At 64.3% G+C, this 25,055-nt stretch carries 20 protein-coding genes and 2 pseudogenes; 7 read left to right on the top strand and 15 right to left on the bottom strand.

Annotation, left to right across the window (positions count from 1 at the left end; genetic code table 11):
• Window positions 1-622: 622 nt before the first annotated feature.
• The 8 genes and pseudogenes from yegQ to HQN78_RS04795 form a co-directional block, all read right to left on the bottom strand.
• Window positions 623-1,966 carry a tRNA 5-hydroxyuridine modification protein YegQ gene (yegQ, locus tag HQN78_RS04830; RefSeq protein WP_107799590.1) on the bottom strand — a complete coding sequence of 448 codons (1,344 nt, stop codon included), beginning with the start codon at window positions 1,964-1,966 and terminating at the stop codon, window positions 623-625.
• A 32-nt stretch (window positions 1,967-1,998) separates the two neighbouring features.
• Window positions 1,999-2,418 (bottom strand): hypothetical protein, encoded by a 420-nt coding sequence (locus tag HQN78_RS04825; RefSeq protein ID WP_107799591.1) that lies wholly within the window; start codon window positions 2,416-2,418, stop codon window positions 1,999-2,001.
• A gap of 166 nt (window positions 2,419-2,584) precedes the next feature.
• The gene (locus HQN78_RS04820; protein WP_146176651.1) at window positions 2,585-2,800 is read right to left on the bottom strand and encodes a hypothetical protein; all 216 of its coding nucleotides are present in this window, start codon (window positions 2,798-2,800) and stop codon (window positions 2,585-2,587) included.
• Window positions 2,801-2,832: 32 nt separating this feature from the next.
• Window positions 2,833-3,666, bottom strand: a complete 834-nt coding sequence (locus HQN78_RS04815; RefSeq protein WP_235088260.1) for a ferritin-like domain-containing protein — start codon at window positions 3,664-3,666, stop codon at window positions 2,833-2,835.
• A 157-nt stretch (window positions 3,667-3,823) separates the two neighbouring features.
• A complete protein-coding gene (locus tag HQN78_RS04810; RefSeq protein ID WP_235088257.1) occupies window positions 3,824-7,687 on the bottom strand; it encodes a PAS domain-containing hybrid sensor histidine kinase/response regulator in 3,864 nt (1,287 codons plus the stop codon).
• Between the two features lie 10 nt (window positions 7,688-7,697).
• Window positions 7,698-8,057 carry a hypothetical protein gene (locus HQN78_RS04805; protein WP_235089932.1) on the bottom strand — a complete coding sequence of 120 codons (360 nt, stop codon included), beginning with the start codon at window positions 8,055-8,057 and terminating at the stop codon, window positions 7,698-7,700.
• A 45-nt stretch (window positions 8,058-8,102) separates the two neighbouring features.
• Window positions 8,103-8,333 (bottom strand): annotated as a pseudogene (locus HQN78_RS04800) (response regulator); the annotation flags it as partial.
• Window positions 8,334-8,511: 178 nt separating this feature from the next.
• Window positions 8,512-9,639, bottom strand: a pseudogene (locus HQN78_RS04795) (EAL domain-containing protein); the annotation flags it as partial.
• A gap of 206 nt (window positions 9,640-9,845) precedes the next feature.
• Between HQN78_RS04795 and fliW the strand changes: the two are divergent.
• On the top strand, window positions 9,846-10,280 hold the full coding sequence (gene fliW / locus HQN78_RS04790; RefSeq protein WP_107799597.1) for a flagellar assembly protein FliW: 435 nt from the start codon (window positions 9,846-9,848) through the stop codon (window positions 10,278-10,280).
• Window positions 10,280-10,846, top strand: coding sequence for a DNA-3-methyladenine glycosylase I (locus tag HQN78_RS04785; protein ID WP_107799598.1), 567 nt, complete (start codon window positions 10,280-10,282; stop codon window positions 10,844-10,846). Before fliW ends, HQN78_RS04785 begins: the two co-directional genes overlap by 1 nt.
• Before the next feature lie 59 nt (window positions 10,847-10,905).
• Here HQN78_RS04785 and clpB read toward each other — a convergent pair whose 3' ends face one another.
• Window positions 10,906-13,485 carry an ATP-dependent chaperone ClpB gene (gene clpB, locus HQN78_RS04780; RefSeq protein ID WP_107799599.1) on the bottom strand — a complete coding sequence of 860 codons (2,580 nt, stop codon included), beginning with the start codon at window positions 13,483-13,485 and terminating at the stop codon, window positions 10,906-10,908.
• A gap of 244 nt (window positions 13,486-13,729) precedes the next feature.
• Between clpB and HQN78_RS04775 the strand changes: the two genes are divergently transcribed.
• On the top strand, window positions 13,730-14,212 hold the full coding sequence (locus HQN78_RS04775; protein ID WP_107799600.1) for a hypothetical protein: 483 nt from the start codon (window positions 13,730-13,732) through the stop codon (window positions 14,210-14,212).
• A gap of 159 nt (window positions 14,213-14,371) precedes the next feature.
• Here the strand turns inward: HQN78_RS04775 and HQN78_RS04770 are convergent, their stop codons facing one another.
• A complete protein-coding gene (locus tag HQN78_RS04770; protein ID WP_235088254.1) occupies window positions 14,372-14,869 on the bottom strand; it encodes a LexA family transcriptional regulator in 498 nt (165 codons plus the stop codon).
• Between the two features lie 10 nt (window positions 14,870-14,879).
• A complete protein-coding gene (gene selD, locus HQN78_RS04765) occupies window positions 14,880-15,920 on the bottom strand; it encodes a selenide, water dikinase SelD (protein WP_235088252.1) in 1,041 nt (346 codons plus the stop codon).
• Between the two features lie 20 nt (window positions 15,921-15,940).
• Between selD and mnmH the strand changes: the two genes are divergently transcribed.
• Together mnmH and mnmC are read left to right on the top strand one after the other, a co-directional pair.
• Window positions 15,941-16,978: a tRNA 2-selenouridine(34) synthase MnmH gene (gene mnmH, locus HQN78_RS04760; RefSeq protein ID WP_235088250.1), complete on the top strand. Its 1,038-nt coding sequence runs from the start codon at window positions 15,941-15,943 to the stop codon at window positions 16,976-16,978.
• Window positions 16,979-17,078: 100 nt separating this feature from the next.
• A complete protein-coding gene (mnmC, locus tag HQN78_RS04755; protein WP_227107926.1) occupies window positions 17,079-19,064 on the top strand; it encodes a bifunctional tRNA (5-methylaminomethyl-2-thiouridine)(34)-methyltransferase MnmD/FAD-dependent 5-carboxymethylaminomethyl-2-thiouridine(34) oxidoreductase MnmC in 1,986 nt (661 codons plus the stop codon).
• Between the two features lie 71 nt (window positions 19,065-19,135).
• On the opposite strand, the gene HQN78_RS04750 is transcribed toward mnmC, so the two are convergent.
• Window positions 19,136-19,564 (bottom strand): thioesterase family protein, encoded by a 429-nt coding sequence (locus tag HQN78_RS04750; RefSeq protein ID WP_107801826.1) that lies wholly within the window; start codon window positions 19,562-19,564, stop codon window positions 19,136-19,138.
• Window positions 19,565-20,601: 1,037 nt separating this feature from the next.
• Here HQN78_RS04750 and HQN78_RS04745 point away from each other — a divergent pair.
• A complete protein-coding gene (locus HQN78_RS04745) occupies window positions 20,602-21,330 on the top strand; it encodes a peptidylprolyl isomerase (RefSeq protein ID WP_107799605.1) in 729 nt (242 codons plus the stop codon).
• A 60-nt stretch (window positions 21,331-21,390) separates the two neighbouring features.
• Here HQN78_RS04745 and HQN78_RS04740 read toward each other — a convergent pair whose 3' ends face one another.
• Window positions 21,391-22,638: a chitinase gene (locus tag HQN78_RS04740; protein WP_235088247.1), complete on the bottom strand. Its 1,248-nt coding sequence runs from the start codon at window positions 22,636-22,638 to the stop codon at window positions 21,391-21,393.
• A 223-nt stretch (window positions 22,639-22,861) separates the two neighbouring features.
• Here HQN78_RS04740 and HQN78_RS04735 point away from each other — a divergent pair, with 223 nt between their 5' ends.
• Window positions 22,862-23,446 carry a LysE family translocator gene (locus HQN78_RS04735; RefSeq protein WP_235088245.1) on the top strand — a complete coding sequence of 195 codons (585 nt, stop codon included), beginning with the start codon at window positions 22,862-22,864 and terminating at the stop codon, window positions 23,444-23,446.
• Here HQN78_RS04735 and HQN78_RS04730 read toward each other — a convergent pair.
• Entirely contained in the window at window positions 23,420-24,283 is an 864-nt protein-coding gene (locus tag HQN78_RS04730) for an AraC family transcriptional regulator (RefSeq protein WP_235088243.1), read from the bottom strand. The two genes, HQN78_RS04735 and HQN78_RS04730, sit on opposite strands and share 27 nt — an antisense overlap.
• 3 nt (window positions 24,284-24,286) lie before the next feature.
• On the bottom strand, window positions 24,287-25,051 hold the full coding sequence (locus HQN78_RS04725; RefSeq protein WP_107799609.1) for a YdcF family protein: 765 nt from the start codon (window positions 25,049-25,051) through the stop codon (window positions 24,287-24,289).
• Window positions 25,052-25,055: the final 4 nt, after the last annotated feature.

Here is a 25,055-nt window from a genome sequence, read left to right as displayed (position 1 = left end):
CGGAAGCCGCCCAAGGCCCAAGGCGATGCCTGCGCGCCGAAACGCCGTTGCCGGCGACTGCCGACGACACGCGCCGCATTGCCAACTTACACTGCATCGCGCGAGATTCCAGCTGTCCGTTCGCTACGATTTGTAAGAGCCGGCCCGCAAGCCGCCGCGCATCGGGATGAGGCGCGCGGCTCGCGAGCGCTCCCGAGATCGCGGACAACTTCCACGCGCCTGCTCCAAGCGACAAGGTGCCAAGGGTCATTATGGCCCGCGCGCCGTCGAAACGACGACGCGCGGACAAGGGAAACCTGTGCGGAAAACCGGCTGGCGCCGCCCCCAACAGGCTGCGGCCGGCCTCCATCGTCTCCTCTTCTTTCTCATCTCTCCGCGTCCAGTGTGTGTTTAATAAAATTCACACATCTATCTGTAACGCCATTACTTTTTAACCATGTTTTTAGAGCTGCGCAACTTTTATCGATGCTGCCGCGCAAAAAAATAAACACGATTACCACAGACTGTGCTCGTCACGTTAACTATGTTCAACATTCAACAGCCCGTTTCCCAAGCTGGCGGCCATGAAAAACGGGCGGCCGCAATGGCCGCCCGCTTAGGCGAAAATCCGCGTCGACGCGCTTCAGAACAGCCGCGCCAGCAAGGCCTTTTCCTTGCCATGCATGCCGGGGATCTTGACCTGCATGCCGTTGCCGGCCGCCACTTCCACCGGCTGGTCCTTGCGCGTCATCTGCGCCAGCTCGATGATCTGATTGCCGCTGGGGTGGATCACTTCGATGCGATCGCCCACCGCGAAGCGGTTCTTCACCTCGATCAGCGCCCAGCCGTCGGCGTCCACCGACAGCACGTCGCCGACGTACTGGCTCTGCTTGGCCTTGGAATGGCCGGTGAGGTAGTTCTGGTATTCCTGGGTCTGGTGACGCTCCAGGAAGCCCGGGGTGTAGCCGCGGTTGGCGAGGCCGTCCAGCTCGGCCAGCAGGCCGAGGTCGAACGGGCGGCCGGCCACGGCGTCGTCGATCGCCTTGCGGTAGACCTGGGCCGCGCGCGCCACGTAGTACAAGCTCTTGGTGCGGCCCTCGATCTTCAGCGAATCCACGCCGATTTTGGCCAGCTTCTCCACCTGCTCCACCGCGCGCAGGTCCTTGGAGTTCATGATGTAGGTGCCGTGCTCGTCTTCGATGATGGGCATCAGTTCGCCGGGACGGCTGCCTTCTTCGATCAGATAGGTCTTGTCCGCCAGCGGATGGCGCTCGGCGCCGCCGCAGGAGGCGAAACTCTGATTGGCCTCTTCCAGCGCCTTGTTGAAGTCGAACTGGATGGTCTGCACATCGCCGGCGTCGTCGCCCTGAGTGTCGTGCACCTTGTAATCCCAGCGGCAGGCGTTGGTACAGGTGCCCTGGTTCGGATCGCGGTGATTGAAGTAGCCGGACAGCAGGCAGCGGCCGGAGTAAGCGATGCACAGCGCGCCGTGCACGAAGACTTCCAGCTCGATGTCCGGGCATTGCTGGCGGATTTCGGCGATCTCGTCCAGGCTCAGTTCGCGCGACAGAATGATGCGCGACACGCCCAGCTTCTGCCAGAACTTGACGCCCATGTAATTGACGGTATTGGCCTGCACCGACAAATGGATGGGCACTTCCGGCCATTTTTCGCGCACCATCATGATCAGGCCGGGATCGGCCATGATCAGCGCGTCCGGCTTCATCGCGATCACCGGCTCCATATCGGCCATATAGGTCTTGATCTTGCTGTTGTGCGGCAAGAGGTTGCTGGCGACGAAGAACAGTTTGCCGCGCGCGTGGGCTTCGTCTATGCCCTGCTTCAGCTCTTCCAGCTTGAAGTCGTTGTTGCGGGCGCGCAGGCTGTAGCGCGGCTGGCCGGCGTAGACGGCGTCGGCGCCGAAGTCGTAGGCGGCGCGCATCTTGTCCAGCGTGCCGGCCGGCAACAGAAGTTCTGGTGCTTTCATTGTTTATTCTGTGGGTTCGTTGAGCGGTGGGCTCAGTGCAGCAGACAGGACATCGGCAGCGGCTCGCGGTCCGGCTCGACAAAGCCTTTGCGCGCCGAATCGTCGTCCAGGCGCTCTGAAGAATAGTGTTGCAGAATCACGGCGCGGGGGTCGGCCAGCATGTCCGGGCAGTGGCTGGCGAACGCCTCCCAATCGTCCAGCAACTGCGGCTGGCTGGCCATCCGGCTGTACAAAATCACCAGGATGGCCATGGTCAGGGTGTGGTGGTACTTCATCGCCGCGCCGTTCACCATGGCGAAACGGGACAGCGCGCGCGCGCAGCGGGCGGCGGCTTCCGGCGCCGGGTATTGGCGGCGGTAGGCCCAGGCGGCGTACAGGTGCGCGCGGTGGTTGAAGTCGGATGCAGGCAGCGCGTTGGTTTCCAATTGGCGCAGGAATGCCTGATGGTCCATGACTCGGTTTCTCCGAAAATTCCAAAAAGCAAAGGCTCCACCCAATGTGGAGCCCTGACCCTTATCGATACGGGGGCGATTATGCGCGGCCTGCCGGTGGCAGTCAAGTCCGCGCGCCGTCCGCAAGCAACACTTTAAGCCGCTGTTTTAAAAATCCTTTTCCGGTTTAAGGTCTTTTCGCCAATGCCAACAAAGCGCTGAACTGGCAGATCAGGGCCAGCAGCATCGCCAGCGGACACAGAATGGCCAGCAAGGGGCCGGGGCCGCCGTCCAGGCCGCGCCACAGCGCCGAGCTGAGCGCAAAGACCAAGGTGCTGAGCAGCAGCACCGTCATGGCGAAGCGCCGCTGCCTTTGCATCTTCTTAAACAAATTCAATAGCATGTTTCATCGTTCCAGGTGAGGCCGCCGGCATTCTAGCCGGCTGGAGCTGTGTCGTCTTCGCACAAGGCGCGCAGCGCTTCCAGCTCCTTGGCTGAAAACCCCGCCCGCTCGCGGGCGGCCAGATTATAGGCCCCGCGGTAAAGCTGGACATCGTGGCGCCGCAGCAGTTCCTGAAAACAGGCCTCTGGCTCCAGCCCCCGCTGCCGGCACAGCCGGCCGAACCAGGCGTTGCCGATGCGCACATGCCCCACTTCCTCGCGCAGGATGATGTCCAGCACCGCCACGCTCGCGTGATCGCCAATGCCGGCCAGCCGCCGCTGAATGCCCGGCGTCACGTCCAGACCACGCGCCTCCAACACCCTGGGCACCAGGGCCATCCGCGCCAGCGGATCGTAATCGGTCTTGCAGCTCATCGCCCACAAACCGTTGTGAGCGGGGAAATCGCCGTAGTCGTGGCCCAGCTCCCGCAGACGCCGCAGCAGGAGGGAGAAGTGGCGCGCTTCTTCCGCGGCGACTTGCAACCAGTCGCTGACGAAGGCGTCCGGCATCTCGCGGAAGCGCCAAGCGGCGTCCAGCGCCAGGTTGACCGCGTTGAATTCGATATGGGCGATGGCGTGGAGCAGCGCGGCGTGCCCCTGCCGGGAGGACAGGCTGCGCTTGGGCACCTTGGACGGATGGACCAGTTCCGGCAGCGGCGGCCGTCCGGCCTCCGGCAAAGAATAGGCCGGCGGCGCGTCCGCGCGGCGCGGCAACGCGTCTAAACGCCAGCCGTGCAAGACCGCCGTCGCCAGCGTCATCTTGCGCTCGACGTCGTCGCACAGCAGCGCCGCTTCCAACTGCGGGTAAAGAGATGTCGACTCGCTCATGGCCGGGTATTTTAGCCGATCTCGCCTCGCCTCAGAACCTGTTCAAAGCCTAGCGGCCTGCGACAAAGCAAGCGGTTTCGCTCATGCGGCGCATGGGCATTTCAATGCCCGGCTCCCCCGCCGCGTCGTCGGCGCGCTGCGGACTTTGAACCGTACCTCAGGCCGGATTGGTTTCATTCTGCCTGGCCAGCCAGGCCTCGAACTCGGCCAGCGCGGCGTCGAAAGCCGGCATCAAGGCCGCCACCTGCTCCATCGCCTGGGCCTTGCCGGCCTTTTCCACCGCTTCGGCCGCCTCGCCCAAGGCCTTGATGCCCACCATGCGGCTGGCGCCCTTGACCCGGTGGGCGGCGAAGCTGACGCGGTCGCTGGAGCCTTCCTCGATGGCGCTGCGCAGTTCGGCCACGTCCTCGGCGTTGCCTTGCTGGAAGTCGCGCAGGATTTCCAACTCCACTTGCAGCTCGCCGTTGCTGTACACCTGCAGCACGGAGCGGTCCACCGGCCCGTCTTCCGGCCCGCCCTCAGGTTCGGCCGCGGCGGGCGGCGCCGCCGTTTTTGCCCCGGCCTCCGCCGTCGTCCACTTTTGCAGCGCGGCGGACAGCTCCGCAATCGACAGCGGCTTGGTCAGAAAATCGTCCATGCCGGCTTCCCGGGTCTTGTCCAGCTCCTCCTTGGCGGCGTTGGCGGTGCAGGCGACGATGGGAATACGGCTTCCTTCCGCTTCCTCCTGTTCGCGCGCGCGCACCAGCCGCGCCAGCTGATAACCGTCTATGCCCGGCATATGGCAATCGGTCAGGATCATCGAGTAGCGGCCGGACTGCCATTTGGCGAAAGCCTGCTCGCCGTCCTCCGCCCATTCCGCCGCATAGCCCAGCTTTTCCAGCTGCTTGAGGGTGAGCTTGCGGTTGGTGGGATTGTCCTCGGCGAACAAGATGGGCAGCGCGCTCCGCTCCGGCGACGGCGCCGCGGTTTCGACCTCCTCTTCGCGCGGCGTCTCCGCCGGCACGTGGACCTGGGGCAGGCTGACCGGGGCCACCACTTGCTCCGACCACTCCGCCTCCAGCAGCAAACGCGCGCAACTGCCCTGGCCCAGCTCGCTCTCCAGTTCCACATGACCGCCCATCAAGCCGGCCAGCCGCCGGCAAATGGCCAGGCCCAGGCCGGTGCCGCCAAACCGCCGGGTGGTGTCGGAGTCCGCCTGGGTGAAGGGCTGGAACAGCCTGGACAAGCTATCCTCGGACATGCCGATGCCGCTGTCCTCCACCTCGAAGCTGAGCGACTGGTAATTGGCCATGGTGCTGAGCACTTTGACGCGTATGGTCACGCCGCCCTGAGCGGTGAACTTGATCGCGTTGCTGATGAAGTTCTGCAAAATCTGCCGGACGCGCAAGGGGTCCAGCACCAGCGTCGGCGCCAGTTGCTCATCCACTTCCAACTGGAAGTCCAGCCCCTTCTTATAAGCGTTTTCCTGATACAGGCTGCGGATGCTCTCCAGAAACGGCCGCGTCGCCGTCGGCGCGGTGACGATCTCCAGCTTGTCGGCCTCGATCTTGGAGAAATCCAGGATGTCGTCGATCAGCCGCAGCAGCGTGTGCGCGGAATCGTGTATCGTCGCCACCGCGTCCCGCTGCTCGCCGTCCAGCCGGGTCATGTTCAACAGTTCCAACATGCCCAGCACCCCGTTCATCGGCGTGCGGATCTCGTGGCTCATGGTGGCGAGGAAGGCGCTCTTGGCGCGGTTGGCGGCATTGGCCTGGTCCCGCGCCATGCGCAGTTCGAATTCGGCCATCTTGCGTTCCGTGATGTCCAGGCAAGCCAGGATCATCACGCCCTCCACCGTTTCCGTCGCCACCATCTGGCCTTCGAACAAGACCCAGATCGGGAGGCCCGCGCCGGTCAGGCATTCCAGTTCGCAGTGGATGCGGGTGCCCTGACGCATTTGCTGCAAGTGCTCGGTCAACTCTATCCAGCCTTGATCCGACGCCATCAGCTCCATCAAATGCATGCCCACCAGGCCGTAATCGCCCACGTCGAAAATCATCTCCGCCGTCTGGTTGGAACGGGAAATCTGCAATTGCTCGTTCAGTCTCAGCAAACCCACCGGAGACGAGGCGAACACCGCCTCCTCTTCCTGCAACACGGTGCGTAACTGCGCCTCCGACACCTTGCGCCGCGCTTCCTCATCGTAAAAGCCCAGGATATTGGCGTAGGCGCCGATCAGCGGCTGCATGCCCACGCCCAGACGGAACACGTCCGGCTGCTGCATGCACACCGCCGCGGCGACATCGCCGCCCAGCATCACCGGCAGGGAAATCCAGGTGGAGCGCTCGCTCAGCAGCTGGAACAATTGGCTGAGCGGAGCCGCCGCGTGGGTGACTTCCTGCAGCGACGGCAATTCCGGCGGCCAGCTGCCGGCCTGCAAACGCAGGGATTGCCCGCATTCGTCCAGCGGCGACCAGGCCACCAACAGGCATTCGCGGGCGCCGGTGTGGTGGCAGAACACGCGGTGCAGCTCCTCGAACACCTTGTCGCGCGGCTCCCGCGCCAGCAACATGCCCTCCACCACCGAAATCGCCGACAACAGTTCCACGCTGCGCTCCAGCGAGGTTTCGGCCTGCCGTCTTTGTTGCTCGTTGCGCACCGTCAGCATGCGCCAGCCGTGGTCTCGGCTATTGCTGAACTGACTGAGCGAGATCGCCACGTAGAAGCGTTCGCCGTTGGCGGGCAAGCCTTCTCCGGCCAAGGCCACGGTTTCCTGATCGTTCAAGGCCTGGGTCAGATGCGCGGCGCCGCCCGGCACCTCCAGCAAGCTATAGGCCGACATGCCGTGCAAGGCCGCTTGCGGATAGCCGAACATCTTGCCGGCCCCGGCGTTGGCGATTTCGATCCGACCGTTGCGATTGACGATCAACACCGCGTCGCCGGAGGCGTCCAGCATATGCTTCAGCGCGGACAGCGGCCGCAATACGCGGCGCACCATGTAGTACAGCAACACCAGCACCAGGCTCAGCGCCAGCACGCCGAACAAGCCGTCGCGCACCATGCGCAGCAGATAAGTGCGCCGGCTTTCGTCAATACGCTCGGCCGTCATCCGCTCCACCATGCCGAAGGTGCGCCGCAGTTCCTCATCCAGTTCCAGCAAGTTGACGCGGAAATTCGTGACCTGACGGAAAGACTGAACGCCGTCTATCTGTTCGTATTGCAGTTTGACGACCAGTTGCAGCTTCAGCGTCAAGGTGGTCAGATTGGTGAACGCGGCTTTCAAGGCGTCGTCGTGCACGCCCAGGATCACCGGGCGCAGCTGCTCCACCATGACCATGGCGGAGCTGAGCCGGAAGGCCAGATCGTCCTCGATGTCGCGGTTCATCCGGTGCCCCAGCTGCTCGCGCATGATCAGCGCCACCGCGTTGCCGCGCAATTGCCCGCCCAGCTGCCACAGGCTCTGCTTGATCATCATCAGGCTGTTGAGCGTGGGGTCGCCCTGACTGGCCAGCTGCGCCATGTCCGCGGCCAGGATGCCGCCGGCCTCGTTGCGCATCCGCGCAGTGGCCAGGTAGAGCAGATTGCTCAGCGATTCGTTTTGAAAATCCGGCTGGCTCAATATCTTTGTGGTTTCATCGCGCAGCACCTTGAAATCGTGGGCCAGATTACGCAGCCGCCCCTGGCTGGAGGCGTCCGCCCCGGTCATGACGGGAACCGACGCCAGCGCCACCACGAACTTGGCGTCGGTGTCGCGGGCAAGCTGCTTCAGTTCTTCCTGTTGTTGCGGCGTAGGCGGCGATTTTGCCGTCAGCAGCAGCCGCAGCTTGCTGCTCTCCAGGTTTTCCGCGCTGACCGCCTGATACAAGGCCGAGATGTCTCGATTGAGCTCGGCCACGTGCCGGGCTCTGCGATAGGAGTCCCAGGACTCGTCCAACAGACGCAAAATGGCCCCGGTCTGCAGCACGCCCAGCAATAAGACGATCAGGATCACCGCGCGGCGGATGGATTTGATGTGCTCCTGACGCGGCCTGGAAAACTTCATCGACGGCCGCTCAGAGCTCACGTGACGACTCGGCCTCCGTCTCGGAAACCTCCTCGACGAAGAGCCGCAAAACGCCGTAGCGGTCGCTGAAATCGCGCAGCACCGTGATCTGGTTGGCGGAGATGGCCGCGCCGCGCGGCAGCAGCAAATGGCCGTGCTTGCTGTGCAGGTCCTGAGCCAGCACCGCGCCCGCCTTCACCGTGAGCAGGCTGACCGCCATGCCCGGCGGCGCTTCGGGCAGCGCCGGCGCGTCGAACAGCCGGCCGAAAACCTTGCGGTCGTATTCGGTGCCGGTGGACACGCCGTAGTAGCTGAACGGATCAATCTCCGGCCGCTTGCGCTGCATCGCCGCCACGATGGCCTTCTCCACATCGGCCGGCTTCGGCGGCTTGACCACGAAGCCGTCTGCGTGCAACTGGCTGGCCAGCACCACATTGCTGCGGTCCGCATGGCCGGACAGGAACACAAAGGGCAGATTGGAAGGATTCATGGTGTGGCCGCAGCGCAGTTCCTTGAGCAGATCCATGCCGTTCATCGGCGCCATCTGCACATCGCACAGCACCAGGTCCACCATGCGGATATCCAGCAAGCGCATCGACGCGGTGCCGTCCGCGGTCTGGAAGATGGCGTCCGAGCGCATGCCCATGGTCTGCAAAGCCTGACTGATCAAGGAGCGCACCAGAGTCTGGTCGTCCACGACCAATATCCGCATCCGCGAGAAGTCCACCGCCGCGATACTCATCCCGCGCCCCTTCCGCCGCCGCGGTTTCCTGACTCCGCCGCAAATAGTCGCTCAATTCGTTTTCACGCACCGGCAAGGCCATATAAGCGCCTTGCACGCAGGGGCAGCCCATCTCCTGCGCCAGCGTCACATCCTCCTCCTCGTCCACCCCGCTGGCGGTGATGGCTCCCGGCGGCAAGCCGTAGATGCGCAAGAAACGCAGCGCCTGCGGGTCCGCGCCCAGCATGGCGCGTATCCATTGCAGGGATTCGATGGGGATGTTCACATGGTCGAACGGCAGCTTGAGCATATTGCTCTGGGTCAGCGAACCGCTGCCGAAATGATCGGCGATCAGCCGGAAGCCCAGATACTTGATCTTGGCGACGTTCTCGAAAGCCTGGGCCGGCGATTGCTGCCCCAGCCCCTCGGCCAGCTCGAAACCCAGCAAGCGCGGCGGCACGCCGCGCTGCTGCAACTGGGCATGGCAGTGGTCGAACAGGTTCTCGCTCTCCAGACAGGCTTTGTCTATGCGCACGTTGACGCCGCACTCCTCGCCCAGGCCTTGCTGGCGCAGGCTGGCCAACAGGCTGGCGATGCGGGCCACCAGCTCTTCCAGCACCAGGGCGGAGACCCCCTTGCGGCGCGCCAGCACATTGAAAAGACCGGCGCCCCACTCCACCCGCCCTTGCGGCCGAATCAGGGCCGTCACGTCGAAGCCGGCGAGCCGATGGCCGGGCAGGCCCAGGATGGGTTCGATCTCCAGCTTGAATTCGCCGGAGCAGACGTCGGCGAAAAAGCCCTCCACGTCCAGCTGCTGCACCTGGTAGGCGCGCTCCAGATCGTTGAACACGCTGTTGAGCGCGGTGAGAAAGGACTCCGCCGAGTACGGCTTGGACAGGAAGCGGGTGCTGCCTATGCCCAGGCTGCAAGCCATCTCGCTGATGGTGTTCAGGGTTTTGCCGTCATAGCCGGAAATAATCAGCAAGGCCGCCCGGTAGCCGAGCAAGGCCACGTGCTTGATGAAGTCGATGCCGTTCATGCCCGGCATGCCGATATCGGTGACGATCAGGTCGTAGTGGTTCTCCCCGATGCTGCGCAGCGCCTCGGCCGGGTCGCTGAACTCGTCGATGGCCACTTCGTAGCGACTAAAGAAACTGGCCTGGCGGGAAATCAGTTTCCGCAGCACCAGCTGGTCTTCAAGAATCAGAAACCGCTTGGCGGGCAAGCTCATGGGATCTCCCCTTAGCATCGCGCGCGGGCGCCCTGCCGGCTGTCCGCAACCCAATTTAGATACGACATTCGAGTAATATTGATATAGGCCGATAAGCCCTCGGCCACAACCACGGCTTGCAATCTTCGCGCGCGGCGGCGTTCCGTTTGTGCAATTGCCGTCGTCGCCATGCATAATGAGAGCATTGTCACGCCAGGAGGCACGCCATGCGGTTCCAGTCCAGCCAGCTCGGCCAAGTCGATATCGACGAGAGCACCGTCATCACCTTCCCGCGCGGCATTCCCGCGCTGGAAAACTGCACCCGCTTCAAGCTGTTCCACAACGCCACCCAGGCCCAGCCGCAGGTGTTCTGGCTGCAATCGCTGGACGACGCCGGCGTCATTTTCAGCATCACCACTCCGGAAGCGCTGGACATCCGCTATGAGATAGAGCTGGACGACGCCGAAGTGGCCGAGCTGCAATTGCAGCGGCCGCAGGATGTGGCCATTCTGCTGATGCTGAGCAATCAGGCCGATGAACAGCACCCGGCGCTGTCCACGATGAAGGCGAACATCCGCAATCCTCTGGTGATCAATCTGCAAAGCCGCACCGGCCTGCAAAAAGTGGGGCTGCAGTGCGACATCCTGCTGCATAACCGCTGATGCCGGCCCCGGCCCGCTGCGCCTGGTGCGGCGACGATCCGCTCTACGTCGCCTATCACGACGAGGAATGGGGATGTCCCGAGCGCGACGACCGCAAGCTGTTCGAGATGCTGATTCTGGAAGGCGCGCAGGCCGGCCTGTCCTGGATCACCATCCTGCGCAAGCGCGACGGCTACCGCCGCGCTTTTCACGGCTTCGACCCGGTCAAGGTGGCGGCGATGGACGACGGCGACGTTGAGCGCCTGATGCAGGACGCCGGCATCGTGCGCAACCGGCTGAAGATCCGGAGCGCCATCCGCAACGCCAAGGTGTTTCTGCAGATGCAGCGGCAACACGGCAGTTTCGCCGACTGGCTGTGGGCGCATGTGGACGGCCGGCCGATACTGCGCCGCCGCGACGACGAGCGGGTGCCCGCCAGCACCGAGCTGTCCGACCGCATCAGCAAGGCGCTGAAAAAAGCCGGCATGAACTTCGTCGGCAGCACGGTGATTTACGCCTATCTGCAGGCCTGCGGCGTGGTCAACGACCACATGTCAGCCTGCTTCCGCCACCCCGATCGCGGCTGAGCGCGCCGCCCAAAGAAAAAGCCCGGATTCCCGGGCTTTTTTTACGAGCGGGCCTGCGTTCAGGCAAAGCTCAGATGGCCGTCCCGCGCTTCCACCAGGATGGTGGATTTCGGCGGGTATTCGCCGGCCAGGATGGCCTTGGCCAACGGGTTTTCCAGTTCGGACTGGATCGCCCGCTTCAAGGGCCGCGCGCCGTAGACCGGATCGAAGCCGGCTTCGGACAGCAAGGCCAGCGCCTCCTCGCTGATCTGCAAGTCCAGATCCAGCTTGGCCAGCCGGCGCTCCAGGCTCTTGAGCTGGATGCGGGCGATGGACTTGATGTGCTGCTCGCCCAGGCCGTGGAACACCACCACCTCGTCGATGCGGTTGATGAACTCCGGCCGGAACTGGGTTTTCACCTCCGCCATCACCGCCAGCTTGATCACCTGGTAATCGTCGCTGTCCATCGCCTGAATCTGCTGGCTGCCGATATTGGACGTCATCACCACCACGGTGTTCTTGAAATCCACGGTGCGGCCCTGGCCGTCGGTCAGACGGCCGTCGTCCAGCACTTGCAGCAGGATGTTGAACACGTCCGGATGCGCTTTCTCCACCTCGTCCAGCAAGATCACGCTATACGGCTTGCGGCGCACCTGCTCGGTCAGATAGCCGCCCTCCTCGTAACCGACATAGCCCGGCGGCGCGCCGATCAAGCGGGACACCGAATGCTTCTCCATATACTCGGACATGTCGATGCGGATCAGGTGATCTTCGCTGTCGAACATAAAGCCGGCCAAGGTCTTGCACAGCTCGGTCTTGCCCACGCCGGTCGGCCCCAGGAACAGGAAGGAGCCGTAAGGCTTGTTGGGATCGGCCAGACCGGAACGGGAGCGACGGATGGCGTCGGCCACCGCGCTGACCGCCTCGTCCTGCCCCACCACGCGCTGATGCAGCACCTCCTCCATGCGCAACAGCTTGTCGCGCTCGCCTTCCAGCATCTTGGACACCGGAATGCCGGTGGCGCGGCTGACCACTTCCGCGATCTCCTCCGCCCCCACCTGGGTGCGCAGCAAACGGTTGGGCCTGGCCTGCTCGCCGGCGCCGGCCGCCTCGGCGTCCTGCAGCCGCGCCTCCAGCTGCGGCAGCTTGCCGTACTGCAGTTCCGCCAGCTTCTGCCAATCGCCCTTGCGCTTCAGGTCCTCCATCTCCACCTTGAGGCGCTCGATTTCCTCCTTGATGCTCTGCGAGCCCTGTTGCGCGGCTTTTTCCGCCTTCCAGATCTCGTCCAGGTCCGCATAGGCGCGCGACAGTTCCGCGATCTCGTCCTCGATCAGCTTCAGCCGCTTTTGCGAGGCCTCGTCGCTTTCCTTGTTCACCGCCTCGCGCTCGATCTTCAGCTGGATCAGCCGGCGGTCCAGCCTGTCCATCTCTTCCGGCTTGGAATCCAGCTCCATCTTGATGCGGCTGGCGGCCTCGTCGATCAAATCGATGGCCTTGTCCGGCAAGAAGCGGTCGGTGATGTAGCGCTGCGACAGCTCGGCGGCGGCGACGATGGCCGGGTCGGTGATGTCCACGCCATGATGGATTTCATACTTTTCCTGCAAGCCGCGCAGGATGGCGATGGTGTCCTCCACCGAGGGCTCGCCGACCAGCACTTTCTGGAAGCGGCGCTCCAGCGCCGCGTCCTTCTCGATGTAACGGCGGTACTCGTCCAGCGTGGTGGCGCCGATGCAGTGCAGTTCGCCGCGCGCCAGCGCCGGCTTCAGCATATTGCCGGCGTCCATCGCACCCTCCGCCTTGCCCGCGCCCACCAGGGTGTGGATCTCGTCGATGAAGATCAGGGTCTGGCCGTCGTCCTTGGCCAGATCGTTCAACACCGCTTTCAGCCGCTCTTCGAATTCGCCGCGAAACTTGGCGCCGGCGATCAGCGCCGCCAGATCCAACACCAGCAGGCGCTTGTTCTTCAGGCTTTCCGGCACTTCGCCGTTGACGATGCGCTGGGCCAGGCCCTCGACGATGGCGGTCTTGCCGACGCCGGGCTCACCGATCAACACCGGGTTGTTCTTGGTGCGGCGCTGCAATACCTGGATGGCGCGGCGGATCTCGTCGTCGCGGCCTATCACCGGGTCCAGCTTGCCCAGGCGCGCGCGCTCGGTCAGGTCCTGGGTGTACTTCTTCAAGGCTTCGCGCTGGCTCTCCGCGTCCTGGCTGGACACGCTTGCGCCGCCGCGCACCGCGTCGATCGCGGCCTGGATCGCCGCCGGCTGGCCACCGTGCTCTTTCAGCAACCGCGCGGCCTCGCCCTTGTCCTGGCTCAGCGCGGACAGGAACAGCTCGCTGGCGATGAATTCGTCGCCCAGCTTCATCGCCGCCTTGTCGCTCAGGTTCAGCAGATTGGCCAAATCCCGCGAGACGGTGATCTCGCCGCCATTGCCCTGCACCCGCGGCAGACGCTGCAAAGCCTGGTTCAAGCCGGCTTTCAGGCCGGGCACGTTGACGCCGGCGCGCGCCAGCAGGCCGGCGATGCCGCCGTCGGCGTCGTCCAGCATGGCCAACAGCAGATGCTGCGGCTCGATGTAAGCATGGTCTTGAGACAGGGCCAGGCTCTGGGCATCCCCCAGCGCCTGCTGGAACTTGGTCGTCAGCTTGTCGAATCGCATGGAGTGGCTCCTTCGGAAGATTGATAAACACTATCTGGGCATGGCCAGTTGCTTTTCAAGCCTCGCAATCGTCGATCTTGAACCCGATTTTCCCTCAGACGCATTTTATTTATGGCGCTGGCAAAAAATTTAATCTATGCATTAAATCAAGAGCGGAACCGGACTGGCCCAACAAGAGCCGCCCACCCAAGTCCCGAGCCGCCTGACTTGCGTAATCGCTTATCTTCCTTAAAGGGGTATCACCATGAAGCCACTCCTGGCCGCCGGCCTGCTATTGACCGCCTGTTCCCTGGCCCACGCCGACAATGATCTTTCCCTGCTGGCCTACGGCGCGTCCATACACAGCCAATGCAGCGGCAAGCGTTGCGATTTCAACGGAGAAAACCCCGGCCTCGGGCTGGAATGGGCGCCGCTGGGCAACGACGCGGACGGCCGTTGGATCGGCCGCGTCGGCTCTTATCGCGACTCCTTCCGCGAAACGGCCTGGTTCGTCGCCGGCGGCTGGCGCAAGGAATGGCAGCTGGGATCCAGCCCGCTCTACGCCGGCACCACCTTATTGGTCGGTTATCTGGACGGCTCCGGCGTCAAGCAGGTGGTCGCCTTCCCCATGCTCAGCATAGGCACTCGCAAACTGGCGCTGGAAGTGGGCTATGTGCCCAAGATGGACTACACCCCGCACAAGACGCGGGTTGCCGTCACCACCTTCAGCCTGCGCTGGACCTTTTAAGAACCTGTTCAAAGCCTGCTGCGCTTCGGCGATACGACGTTGAGAGCACCGTCGAAATGCTCATAGACCCTATGTGCATTACGCTTGCTCAGCCGTTTTCGCCTGGTATCGCCCTAGCTCGCAAGACTTTGAAATAGGCGCTAAGCCGCGCCGGCAAACTCAGCGCAGCGAACGCACCACCGAGCTGACCACGCCCCAGATCTCGACATCGGTCTCCGCCTGTAAATCGGCGTAGCCCGGCTGAGCGGCGCGCAAGCAGGCGCGATCAGGGCTCAGGTGCAGCCGGCGCACCAGGAATTCCTCGCCCGCCACCGCTACCACCACATCGTTGTGACGCGGCGGCAGCATGCGATCGACAATCAGCAAGTCGCCGTCGAAAATGCCGGCCCCGGCCATCGCGTCGCCGGCGACGCGCACGAAGAAACTGGTGTCCGGGTGCTGGATCAACAAATCGTTGAGGTTGAGCGAACGCTCGAGATAGTCGTCGGCCGGCGATGGGAAACCCGCCGCCACACTGCCGTCGAACCAAGGAATCTGGGCGTCGTCGGCGCTGGCGCGCCGCGCGCCGCCCACCCGCCCGGGCGCCAGCCGCGCCAGCTCCGTCAAGGGCCGGTCGCGGGCGGCCAGCCGCAGGCGCTCCGGACGCGCGTCTTTCACGTCGCGCCGCTCAGCGGACGATGACGCGGGCCTCGCCCGCGGCCAGGCGGCCGATCTTGGCCGCATAGCCGAAACCGGCGCGCTGGAAACGCGCCAACACCTCGTCGGCCTGCTCCGGCGCCACCGCCGCCAGCAAACCGCCGCTGGTCTGCGGGTCGGCCAAGAGCCGCAGCTGCCACTCCGGCAGCGCCGCGCCAAAATCGACGTGCTCGCCGAAACTGGCCAGATTGCGCTCGATCGCGCCCGGACCGCAGCCTTGCTCCGCGAAAGCGCGCGCCTCCTCGATCACCGGCACCGCGGCCATATCGATGTGCGCCGCCAGCTTGGCGCCCTTGCACACCTCCAGCGCATGGCCCAACAGGCCGAAACCGGTGACGTCGGTCAGCGCGTGCACGCCGTCCATGGCCGCCAGTTCCGCTCCGACGGTATTCAATTTGGTGGTTGAAGCGATCAAGGCCTGATAGCCCTTATCGTCCAGCTCCCCTTTCTTCATCGCCTGCGCCAGCACGCCCACGCCCAGGCCCTTGCCCAGGATCAGCACATCGCCGTCGCGCGCCTCGCTATTGCGCTTGAGCTGGTCCGGATGCACCACGCCCAAGGCCACCAGACCGTAGATCGGCTCGGGGGAATCGATGGAATGGCCTCCGGCGAGCGGGATGCCCGCGGCGTGGCATACCGACTCTCCGCCGGCAAGAATGTCGCGGATGGTTTCCACCGGCAACACCTTCACCGGCATGCCGACAATGGCCAAGGCCATGATGGGCGTCGCGCCCATCGCGTAAATGTCGGACAGCGCGTTGGTGGCGGCGATGCGGCCAAAGTCACGGGCGTCGTCGACGATGGGCATGAAAAAATCGGTGGTCGCCACAATGGCTTGCGAGGCGTTCAACTGATACACCGCGGCGTCGTCGCTGGTTTCCGCCCCCACCAATAGGTTGGGGAAAACCATTTTTTCCTTGGCCGTCGACAAAATGGACTCCAGCACCGCCGGGGCAATTTTGCAGCCGCAGCCGCCGCCGTGAGACAATTGCGTCAATTTGATTTCAGCCATTTGCGGACTCCGCCATATTTATGCTTTTCAAGGTCGCGAACGTATCACAGCTTGGGCAGTTTGACGAGATCATCGACGTCCGATCTCCGGCGGAATTTGCCGAAGATCATATCCCCGGCGCCATTAACTGCCCGGTTCTGGACAACGACGAGCGAATTCGCGTCGGCACGCTGTATAAACAGGTTTCCCCATTCGAAGCGCGCAAGGTCGGCGCCGCGCTGGCGGCCAAGAATATCGCCCGCCATATCGAAGAGCGCTTCGCCGATCGCCCCAAATCCTGGCGCCCGCTGATCTGCTGCTGGCGCGGCGGCCAGCGTTCCGGCTCCATGGCCCTGATCTTCGCCCAGATAGGCTGGCCTGCGCATCAGCTGGAGGGCGGCTACAAAGCCTATCGCCGCCAGGCGCTGCAATGGCTGGAGGAACTGCCCGGCCAGCTCAAGCTGCGCGTGATCTGCGGCCCCACCGGCTCCGGCAAAAGCCGCTTGCTGCAGGCGCTGGCGCGCGCCGGCCACCAGGTGCTGGATCTGGAGCAGCTGGCCAATCACCGCGGCTCGGTGCTGGGCCGTCTGCCGGACTTGCCCCAGCCGCCGCAAAAATGGTTCGATACCTTGCTGCTGCAACAGATCCGCAGCCTGGATCCCGGCCGCCCCGTCTTCATCGAATCGGAAAGCAAGAAGGTCGGCTTCGTCACCCTGCCCGACGTGCTGTACCGCCAGATGCACCAAGGCGACTGCCTGCTGATCGACGTGCCTTTGGCGGAGCGCGTGCGCTTTTTGCTGGAGGATTACGACTTCTACCTGCGAGACCCCGAAACCTTAATCCGCCAACTGGGCTTCTTGAAAGGGCTGCACTCGGGCGAACAGCTGGACGCCTGGAACCAGTTGATCCGGGCCGGGCGCTTCGACGCTCTGGTGGCGGAGCTGCTGGCCAAGCACTACGACCCGCTCTACTACCGCTCGCTGGGCAAGCATTACCCGCAGCTGGCCAAGACCGCGCCTTTGCGGCTGGACAGCCTGGCTCCGGAGCAACTGGACCTGGCCGCGGCGCGGATAGTCTGAACAGGGGCCGCGGCACCGCTCATCAGCGGCGCAAAACTGCGGTATCATCAGAACATCCTAATTCACCCGCGGCGCCGCGCCGCGCCCCGACCCCGCGCGCATGACCCCACACGCTCAACTTGACTGGCACGACGGTCAACCGGTTTCCCTCGCCTTCGGCGACGTCTACTTCTCCCGCGCTTCCGGCCTGGACGAGACCCGCCATGTCTTCCTGCGGCACAACCGTTTGGCCGAGCGCTTCGCCGAACTGCCCGCCGGCGGCCACTTCGCCATTGCCGAAACCGGCTTCGGCACCGGCCTGAACTTTCTATGCGCGTGGGAATGCTTTTTGCAATACGCGCCGGCCGATACGCGCCTGCACTTCATCAGCGCGGAGAAGTTTCCGCTGACCCCGCGCGATCTGGCCCGGGCGCTGGCGCTCTGGCCCCAGCTCGCCGGCCTGGCGCAGCAGCTGCTGGCCCAATACCAGTCCCTGCCTCCGGGCTGGCACCGCCTGCTGCTCAGCCAGGGGCGCGTCACGCTGACCTTGCTGATCGGCGATGTCCTGGAAGTGCTGCCGGAGGTGGACGCTCGCGTGGACGCCTGGTTCCTCGACGGCTTCGCCCCGTCCAAGAACCCGGACATGTGGCAAGCGGAGCTGTTCCAGACCATGGCGCGGCTCTCCGCGCCCGGCGCCACCTTCGCCACCTTCACCAGCGCCGGTTTCGTGCGTCGCGGCTTGAGCGAGGCCGGCTTCGCCGTCAGCAAGACCGCCGGCTTCGGCCATAAGCGGGAAATGAGCCACGGCCATCTGCAAACCCTGCCCGACGGCGAATGGTCGCCTCCGTGGTTCGCCCGCCCGGCGCGGCGCCACGGGGAACGCAGCGCCATCGTCATCGGCGGCGGCATCGCCGGCGCCGCCAGCGCCTACAGCCTGGCCTGCCGCGGCTGGCAGGTCACCGTGGTGGAACGCCTGCCCGAACTCGCGCGCGGCGCCTCCGGCAACCCGCAAGGCGTGCTGTACACCAAGCTGTCCCCGCACTTCACCCCGCTGACCCGCCTGATCCTGTCCGGCTACGGCTATAGCCTGCGCACGCTGAAAACCCAGCTGCCGGAGGACGACGCGCACTGGCGCGGCTGCGGCGTCTTGCAACTGGCCTACGACGCGGCCGAGGCGGAACGCCAGCAAGGGCTGGCCGCGGCCGGCTTCGGCGAAGACTTCCTGCGCCCGGTCGACGCGCGGGAAGCCAGCGAGCTGGCCGGCGTCGAGCTGCAGCACGGCGGCCTGTTCTTTCCGCAGGGCGGCTGGGTCAATCCGCCCGCCCTGGTGCGCAAGCTGGTGGAGCATCCCAATATCCAGGTCCGCACCAGCCGTACCATCGTAGAGCTGGACTACAACCCGCTGGACAAGAGCTGGGTCGCCATCGGCGATGAAGGCTCGGTGGCCATCGGTTCCGTGGTCATTCTGGCCGGCGCGGCGGAAACCGGCGCCTTCGACGCCACCCAGCATCTGCCCTTGAAAAAGATTCGCGGCCAGGTCACCGTGACGCGCGCCACCGAACACAGCGAGGCGCTGCGCACCGTGCTGTGCGGCGAAGGCTATATTTCCCCGGCCCGTTTCGGCGAACACTGCCTGGGCGCCACCTTCAAATTCAACACCGAAGATCTCGGCGTCAACCTGTTCGAGCATCAGGAAAACCTGCAGATGCTGGCGGGACTCGCGCCCAGCCTGTACCAGGCCCTGGGCGGCGAAAGCCTGCTGGACAAAGCCCTGGCCGGACGCGCCGCGCTGCGTTGCACCAGCCCGGACTATCTGCCCATCGTCGGACCGGTCGCCCACGCGCAAGGCCTGATCGACGCCTATCTGCCGCTGAGCAAGGACGCTTCCTTGAAGCTGACCGCCGCCGCGCCCTGGATAGACGGCCTCTACGTCAACACCGCCCATGGTTCGCGCGGCATGATCACCGCGCCGCTGTCGGGCGAAATACTCGCCGCCCTGCTGGAGGACGAACCGGCCCCGGTGGCCCGCAGCCTGATGCAGGCCACCCACCCCAGCCGTTTCCTGATGCGCGATCTGATGCGCAACAAAGTGCCGCGGCAAAGCTGACCCGACGGCAGCCGGGCGCGAAAAAGCCCCCGCCGCGCCAAGGCGACGGGGGCCGGGAAAACCTGGTCGTCTCAGGCGGCGGACTTGGCCGCCGTCTCCACCGCCGCGCGAATGTCCTCCGGGATGGCGACCGACTTGCCCGCCTGATAATCCACCCACACCAGCGTCACCTCGCCGCTGGCGTACACCACGCCGGGATCGTCGCGCCGATAAAAATGATGGCGCAGCTTCAAGCTGCTGCGTCCCAGTTTTTCCAGTTCGATGCTAATGTCTAGCGTGGCCGGATAGGTGATCTCCTTGCGGAACACGCAGGCGGTGCCCGCCAGCACCGGACCGCAGCCTGAGGGGTCGATGCCGTGCCCCAGGCTTTCCAGCCAATCCAGGCGGATCTGCTCCAGATAACGGAAATAGTACGTATTGTTCAGATGCCCGACGGCGTCCATATCGCCCCAACGCATCACGATGCTGCGGGTATCGATAACCGGGTAATGCTTGTCCACGCTGTTCCCCTTGAAAGACGAGCCGGCGCGGCGTCCATAGGCGCGCCGTTCACGGCCGGCGCGCCATGATTGTTTGCACTGCGTCATGATAGCGGCCAATCCCGTCCGGGTCACATAGCGTCACATAAAACACAACAAATCCAAATATCCGGCCTCGAAACAAATCGGCATACTGGTTTCCGTCAGCAGCCAGGGCTCGCAAGAGTCCTGATCTGGCATGATCAGCGCGCGGGTTCTGTTGGAAATTACCTACCCCTTCTGGCCGGCGCGTTGGTCTCCTGAGCGAAGGTGCAAATTGGGGCCCCATCTGGGGCTCTTTTTTTATGCTTCGCGCCCCCTCAGCCAGACCTGCGCGCCAATTCATTGCGCAAATGTTAAGCCCGCCCCGATTTCATCACAGCCCGTCACACAAGCCCCCAATAATCACTCTATTTGGCCCGTGCCGGCAGGCGCATACTGCGTCCATCGAATCGGCTCTCCCCCGAGGGCGGTTCGATACGATCGAAGCGCTGCCGGCTGTGGATACACGCCCACCGGCAACCGCGACGATCACCTGAGCGAAGGTGCAATTCAGAGCCCCCTGATCGGGGCTCTTTTTTTATGCTCCGTTCCCGGCGGCGCGAGCCAAGCCGGCATGCTTTCGTGTTATGCTCTGAGGGCTGGGCAAAAAAAGAGGCCGCACGGAGGCGGCCCAAACGGGGATCTCAATTCACCAAGTGTCCAAGCCAAAGCTTGGCGCACCAGAACGAAGTACAGACGGACGACGTCTACGTACACATGAACATCAAGACTCGGCAAGCGGCGTACAAGCATGAGCAGCCAACCGGGTTTTCATGCAAGCCCTGAAGCTGCATGGCTCGTATACTAGCGATTAAGCGACCGGGCAAATATAAGATTATTCTTAAAATTTTCGCGCTTTATTCCAACGCCCCTCGATAAGACTCGCCGCCTTTCTTGACAAGCGCGGCGAACGCTTTTTAAATCGCACATTTCCCGCCCTTGGGCGCATCCCTCATCTACCATCACAGGAAATCTCCATGACCATTCGAGTCAACGGCATCGAAATCACCGAAGACACGGTGCAAGCGGAACAAGCCCACTACGCTGACGCGCCGAACCCGCGCGACGCCGCCGTTCAGGAGTTGGTCCTGCGCGAACTGCTGTTGCAGAAAGCCAAGTCCCTCGGCATCGACACCGCCGACCAAGGCGCCGCCATCGGCGCCTTGCTGGAACAGGAACTGCACGTTGACGCCGTGGACGAGGCCGCATGCCTGGCCTTCTACAATCAATACCCCGAGCGCTTCAGCAGCGGCGAGTCCGCCGTGGCCAGCCACATTCTGTTCCCGCTGGGCGAAGGCCTGGCCGGCAGCCTGGCCAAAGCCAAGGCGGAAGGCGTGCTGGAAGAAATCAAGGCCAATCCGGCCCGCTTCGCCGACCTGGCCCGCGAACACTCCACCTGCCCGTCCGGCCAGCAAGGCGGCAGCCTGGGCCAGTTCGGCCGCGGCCAGATGGTGCCGGAATTCGAACAAGCGGTATTCAACACCGCCGCCGGCCAGCTCGCTCCGGACCTGGTGCAGACCCAGTTCGGCTACCACATCATCCAGGTTCAAGAGCGCCACGAGGGCGGCAAGGTGAGCTTTGAGGAAATCAAGGACCGCCTGCAGCAATACCTGAACGACATGGCCGGCAACAAGGCGATGCAGGCCTATCTGGGCCAGCTGGTCGCCGCCGCTCAGATCGAAGGCTATGCGATGCCGGCGCTGTAAGCCACGGCTCGAACCCGTACAAAACCGAGGCGCAATCGCGCCCCGGTTTTTTTACGTCCATCAGTTGCGGCCGCGCAGCGAAGCCCCCACCGGCCGCGAGAACGGGAAGCCGTCCTTGCGGTCCCAGTTGATCGACCAGCTCATGACGCCGCGAAACGACGGGTAGGCCTGACTCGGCTTGACGCTGCCGCAATTTTTCAAGGCCATCAGGCAATCCAGCGACTTGATCACGGTATCCGCGCTGACAAAGCCGGAATTGGCGGAACTGCGGCCGGAAGGTACGCCGAAAGCCACCTGATCCGGCCGCAACCCCTTGAAGCTGCCCGAAGCGCCGTAAGCCAGCGGGAAGCCCTCGATCAACATCTTGCTGCCGCCCACCAACATGTCCACGCTGCCCTCAGCCAATGCGGCGTTGGAATAAGGCGTGTTCAGCCCGCCATTGTTGTAATACTGGACATGGATCACGCTCAAATCGTCGCGCAACGCGTCGATGATGGGCAGATAAGCGCCCCAGATGCTGCCGTAGGCGACATAGCCGCCCTGGACATAGGGGTGCTCCGGCGCCATGGACAGGTAGAAACCCGCCCCCACCTTGGCCTTCAACTGCTTCACCGCGCCAATCAGATTGCCGATGATGGGCGCGCCTTGCGACACCCCGCTTTCCAAATCCAGATCGATGCCGTCGAAGCCGAATTTGACGATGATGGCGTAGAGGCTATTGACGAAATTCTGGGCTTGCGCCGGGGTGTTCAGCGTGACCGAGCCATTCTGCCCGCCCAGCGACAACACCACCTTCTTGCCCTTGGCCTGCTTGGCGCGAACATCCTGGATGAACTGAGCTTCGGAGCCTGCCTTGGGATCCAGCGCGAAGCTGAGCTTGCCGTTGCCCGCGTCGTCGGCGAAGGCCACCGCGATCACGTCCCAATCGTCGCTGACCTGGCTCAGCGGATAGGCGTCGCCGCTGGGGTTGGCGAAATTGTGCCAGTAGCCCACCAAAGCATGTTTGGCGAACGGCGCGGACGGCCCAGGAGCGGGAGACGGCGTCGGCTCCGGCGTTGGCTCCGGCGCCCCCGCGCAACTGCCTCCCGCCAGCCACAGGGTCGGCGACGCCGGAGGATTCCAGTTGGCGCCGACATGGGCGGTATGCGCCACCCGCGCGGTGTAGTTGGCCGCGGCATACGCAACCGTGTCGCCGGCCCGATAGCTGGCGCCCTCCTGCCATGCCGGGCAGATCGCCCACGCCTGCCCCGCCGCCAGCGCGCACGCGGACGCGGACGCCCGCATCACGGTTATCCAGTTCAACGACATGCGTCTTCCTCCTTGGATTGCAGCGTCCGCGTCGGCGCGCGCAGGAGACGGGAGCCAAACGGGACGTCAGCCCAGACCTTGCTGGTATTTAATTGGTATTACATTAAACCATTCATGTCAAAGGCATTTTTTGATAAACCTCTCCGACAGGTCAATTTTCTACAATACGCCCCGCCCTCGCCCGGCTACTTTGTCCGCATCGCCCCCCCCTCCAGGACACATCATGAATCAGACTATCGCCATGGCCGGTTTCGCGCTGGCCGCCTCCATCACGCCCGGCCCGGTCAATATCGTCGCGCTCAGTTGCGGCGCTCAGCATGGCGCGCGCGCCGGCATGCGCCATGTCGGCGGCGCCACCGTCGGTTTCACCCTGCTTCTGTTGCTGACCGGCCTGGGCCTGGAACAGACCCTGCGGCAATGGCCGGCGCTGACGCAGGCGCTGCAATGGGCCGGCGTGGCGTTCTTGCTCTATATGGCGTATCAATTGGCTCGCAGCGACGGCGCGCTGGACTGGGACAAAAGCGGCGTCCAACCCAGCTGGTGGCGGGGCGCGGCGATTCAATGGCTGAACCCCAAGGCCTGGGTCGCGGCGCTGGCGGGCTGCGCCGCGTTCACCTCGGGCCAAGACGCAATGGCCTTATGGCGCTTCGCCGCGCTTTACTTTCTGATTTGCTACGCCTCGGTAGCCTGCTGGGTCCTGGCCGGCGCCTGGCTCGGACAGAAACTGGCTTCGCCTGGGCGGCTGCGCCGCTTCAACCAAGCGATGGCGGTCTTGCTGGGACTAAGCGCGCTGGGCTTGTTGACCTGAGCCCGCACGGTACTGTCCCGGCGTGGCGGCCACGTACTGCTTGAAGATTTTATGCAGATGCGCTTGATCGGAGAAGCCGACGGCCTGCGCCACCTCCGCCAAGGGCAGGCCGCCGCGCATCAGCCGCCGCGCCAGCTGCACCCGCTGATTCAGCAGAAAGCCATGAGGCGTGACGCCGTAACGCCGCTTGAACGCGCGGATCAGATAGGAGGCCGACAAGTCCGCCGCCGCGCAGATCTCCTCCAAGCGCAAGGCTTGATCGCAATGCGCGGCGATATATTCCGCCGCGCGCGCCAAACGCTGATTCGATTCCGCCGCCGGCTCGACGGCCAAGCCCAATACCCGGTGCGCGCCGTCGAAGAAGGCGGTGGCCGCCGCGTCTTTCTCCAAGAGCTCCCGCCCCTCCGCGCACAGCACATCGAACAAGGCGTTGAAGCCGGAGAACAGCCGCGGGTCCCGGCTCGCCGCCTCGCCAAAGGGACGAAAGCCGCCGGCCTGGCCCTGACCCAGCCTTTGCTGCAAGCCGCCCAGCCAGCCCACATCCACATACAGCATGCGATAGGACCAGGCCTGCCCCGCCACCGGATTGCAGGCATGGATGTCGCCCGGATTCATCAACACCAAGGCGCCCTGCTCGCTGCGGCGCACCTTGCCGTTGAAGTAGTCGCAGGCGCCGGCGGTGATGACGCCCAGGGAAAACGTCTCATGCGCGTGCCTGGCGTAACAGACGCGGCGTCCGTCCGCCACTGAGCGCGCCTCGAACTGCGGCAAGGCCGCGTCGCGCCAGAAGCGATGATCGACTCTTGGCCGCGCGGGCGCGGCGGATTGCGTCGGCATGGGCTACTCTCCCTTCATCCGGTAAAACAGCATGCCCAGCCATTCCCTCAACGCGGCGTGGCACTCCTGCATCGCTCGGCCACTAGGCAGATACCAGGCGACGCCGCCGCCGTCGTAGCGGATAAAGGCGGTTGGCGCGGCGGTGACTTCCAAACCCTGACGCTGGAAAAACGGCAAGGCTCGGCGCAAATGCCAGCCCTGGCTGACCAGCGCAATCCGCTTGATCCCGGCCGCGCGCAGCAATTCGGCGGAGTAGCGGGCGTTTTCCAGCGTGGTGTTGGAGCGCGTCTCCACCCAACGGGGGACGATGCCGTATTCCTCGCGCAGAACCCGCGCCATCACAGCGCCTTCGGCTTCCCCGCCCATCGGCGCGCCGCCGGTCAGCAGTATCGGCTTGCCGCTTTGATGCGCCAGCCGCGCGGCGTAACGCAGCCGCGCCAGCGAGTCCGCGCCCGGTTCCATGCCGCCGTATTCCGGCGCGGGCTTCTTGCCGCCGGACAAGACCACGATGGCCTCCGCCCGGCTCAACGGCTCCGCGCCTATCACCGGATAGCGTTCCAGGCCCCGGTTCAGCCACATCGCCATCATCGGCGTGCTCAAGGCGTACAGGCCCGCCATGCCCAAGGTCAGCAGGCCGGCGCCCAGGCGCCGCCAGCGGCGGCGCAGCCCCAGTCCCAGCAAGATCAGCAACAACATGTTCAGCGGCGGCAGCAAGAAGGCGCCCAACACCAAATGGACCAGCGCCTGCGTGGAAATCGTGGAGATCATGGGG

It is taken from the genome of Chromobacterium sp. Beijing (assembly GCF_021496765.1).
In the GTDB taxonomy this organism is placed as follows: domain Bacteria; phylum Pseudomonadota; class Gammaproteobacteria; order Burkholderiales; family Chromobacteriaceae; genus Chromobacterium.
Note: the sequence above shows the minus strand (reverse complement) of the source record. Positions and strands in the feature narration are given on the sequence as shown.